4 protein-coding genes and 1 pseudogene are annotated in these 2365 nt (G+C 52.6%); all 5 read left to right on the plus strand.

Going from position 1 to position 2365, the window contains the following annotated elements; translation table 11 throughout:
• Window positions 1-210, plus strand: a 210-nt coding sequence (locus CJP72_RS21055) for a terminase TerL endonuclease subunit (RefSeq protein ID WP_238340138.1), incomplete at its 5' end; no start/stop codon positions are given.
• Window positions 207-368 carry a hypothetical protein gene (locus tag CJP72_RS25275; protein ID WP_193568827.1) on the plus strand — a complete coding sequence of 54 codons (162 nt, stop codon included), beginning with the start codon at window positions 207-209 and terminating at the stop codon, window positions 366-368. The genes CJP72_RS21055 and CJP72_RS25275, both read left to right, overlap by 4 nt.
• Window positions 358-1581, plus strand: a complete 1224-nt coding sequence (locus CJP72_RS21060) for a phage portal protein (protein WP_162383261.1) — start codon at window positions 358-360, stop codon at window positions 1579-1581. The genes CJP72_RS25275 and CJP72_RS21060 overlap by 11 nt, the downstream gene beginning before the upstream one ends.
• Entirely contained in the window at window positions 1574-2188 is a 615-nt protein-coding gene (locus CJP72_RS21065; protein WP_162383262.1) for an HK97 family phage prohead protease, read from the plus strand. Before CJP72_RS21060 ends, CJP72_RS21065 begins: the two co-directional genes overlap by 8 nt.
• Window positions 2189-2192: 4 nt before the next feature.
• Window positions 2193-2365 (plus strand): annotated as a pseudogene (locus tag CJP72_RS21070) (phage major capsid protein); the annotation flags it as partial.

Here is a 2365-nt window from a genome sequence, read left to right on the forward strand (position 1 = left end):
GGCAACCCGGTTTTAACCTGGTGTATCAGCAACGTGATCGGCAAACACATACCTGGCGACGATGATGTGGTGCGCCCGATAAAACAGGGTAATGAAAATAAAATCGACGGTGCTGTCGGCCTGATTATGGCGATAGGTCGCTGCATGATTGTTGAACCGACCGATGCCCTTTCGCAACTCAACCCGGACGAAGATTTTCTGATCCTATGAAATCACTATTTTTGGATGTGCTTGGGCTGGCAGGCTTTGGTCTGCTCACGTCTGGTTTTTATCTGCAATTTGGCCTGGCACCTGCGCTGATCTTCTCCGGAGGGCTAATGCTGGCTGGTGCGCTGCTGGCTGCGGCAAGGGGGAAACATGCTACTTGACGCATTATTTCGAAGTGAAGATGGCAATCCGGAAAACCCCGCAAACCCGATAACACCGGAGTTAGGCGATCTGGATTGTATCCGGTCGCTGCAGGTTACGCCTGAAACCGCAATGAAGCTGGCAGCGGTCTATGCCTGTATTTATGTGCTGTCGTCGAACATCGCGCAGATGCCGCTTTATGTGCTGCGCAAAACCGATAAAGAGGTGCACCCAGCCACGGATCACCCCGCATGGTATTTGCTCGGCAGCGAACCTAATTTCTGGCAAACGAGCTATAAATGGCGCGAGCTGAAGCAGCGCCATATTTTGGGCTGGGGGAATGGTTATACCTGGGTGAGGCGTACCCGGCGTGGCGAACTGGATTCACTGGAAGCAGTGATGCCGTGGGAAACCAGTCTTATTGACCAGGGGGGGCGCTATACCTACGGCGTTTATAACGAATACGGCAGTTATGCAGTCAGCCCTGATGACATGGTTCACGTTCGCGCGCTGGGCAATAACCAAAAGGTTGGGTTTAGCCCGGTTATGCAGCACGCGCAGACCATTGGCATGGGGATGAGCGGGCAGGAATACATCAACTCCTTTTTCCAGGGGAACGCGCGCCCGGCGGGGATTGTTTCGGTAAAAGGTGAACTGAAAACTGAAGCCTGGAACAACCTGAAAGAAATGTGGAAAAAGGCGTCTGCCGCCCTGCGCAAGCAGGAAAATAAAACCATGTTGCTGCCTGCAGACCTTGATTATAAAGCGCTGACGGTTTCTCCGGTCGATATGCAGATCATCGACATGATGAAACTGAACCGCTCGCTTATCGCCAGTATTTTTAATGTACCGGCTCACATGATCAACGACCTGGAAAAAGCCACGTTTTCCAATATCAGCGAGCAGGCCATCCAGTTTGTACGCTACACGATCATGCCGTGGGTGGTGAACTGGGAGCAGGAGCTAAACCGCCGCCTTTTTACACGTGCCGAACTGAAGGCGGGCTATTACGTTCGCTTCGACCTCTCCGGACTTTTGCGCGGTACCGCCAAAGAACGTGCCGAATTCTATCATTACGCAATTACTGACGGCTGGATGAGTCGCAATGAAGTGCGCGGACTTGAACATCTGAATCCTCAACCAGGCCTGGATGAAATGCTGGTCAGCGTTAACGCCGCGAAACAGGTCGATTCAGGTGAAAAAAAACAGCAGGAGAACAAAACAGATGAGTGATGACCGGGAAATTCGCTGTTACAGCGGTGAAGTCCGCGCAGTGACGCAGGACAGCGAGCCGGGCCGAATCATTGGCTACGGTTCCGTTTTTGACAGTCGCTCTGAACTTATTTTTGGCTCGTTTCGCGAAATCATCAAGCCTGGCGCCTTCGATGACGTCCTGAATGATGATGTCCGGGCGCTGTTTAACCATGACCCTAATTTTATCTTAGGTCGCTGTAGTGCTGGCACGCTGGCGCTGTCGGTTGACGATCGTGGGTTGCGTTACGACATTGCTGCTCCGGAAACACAAACTATCCGCGACCTGGTGCTGGCGCCAATGCTTAGAGGAGATATTAACCAGTCCTCCTTTGCATTTCGCGTCGCGCGCGATGGTGAGGAATGGTACCAGGATGACGACGGTGTAGTGATTCGGGAAATATCCCGAATTTCACGCCTGCTCGATGTAAGCCCGGTCACATACCCGGCTTACCGCGACGCTGATTCCTCATTGCGCTCTATGGAGGCATGGCAGGAGGCACGCCAGAGCGGCGCACTGCAGAAAGCCATTAATGAAAAAGCCGCACGCGAGCGCGTGCTTGATTTGTTGAATATCTGGGGAAATTAACGCTATGAAACTTCATGAAATGAAGCAGAAACGAAACACCATTGCTGCGGATATGCGCGCTCTGCATGACAAAATCGGCGACAACACCTGGACGGAAGAACAGCGCACCGAGTGGAACAACGCAAAAGGTGAACTGAAAAAACTGGATGAAGCGATCGCCCGCGAGGATGAGTTGCG

Source organism: Citrobacter sp. NCU1 (genome assembly GCF_010231475.1).
In the GTDB taxonomy this organism is placed as follows: domain Bacteria; phylum Pseudomonadota; class Gammaproteobacteria; order Enterobacterales; family Enterobacteriaceae; genus Citrobacter_D.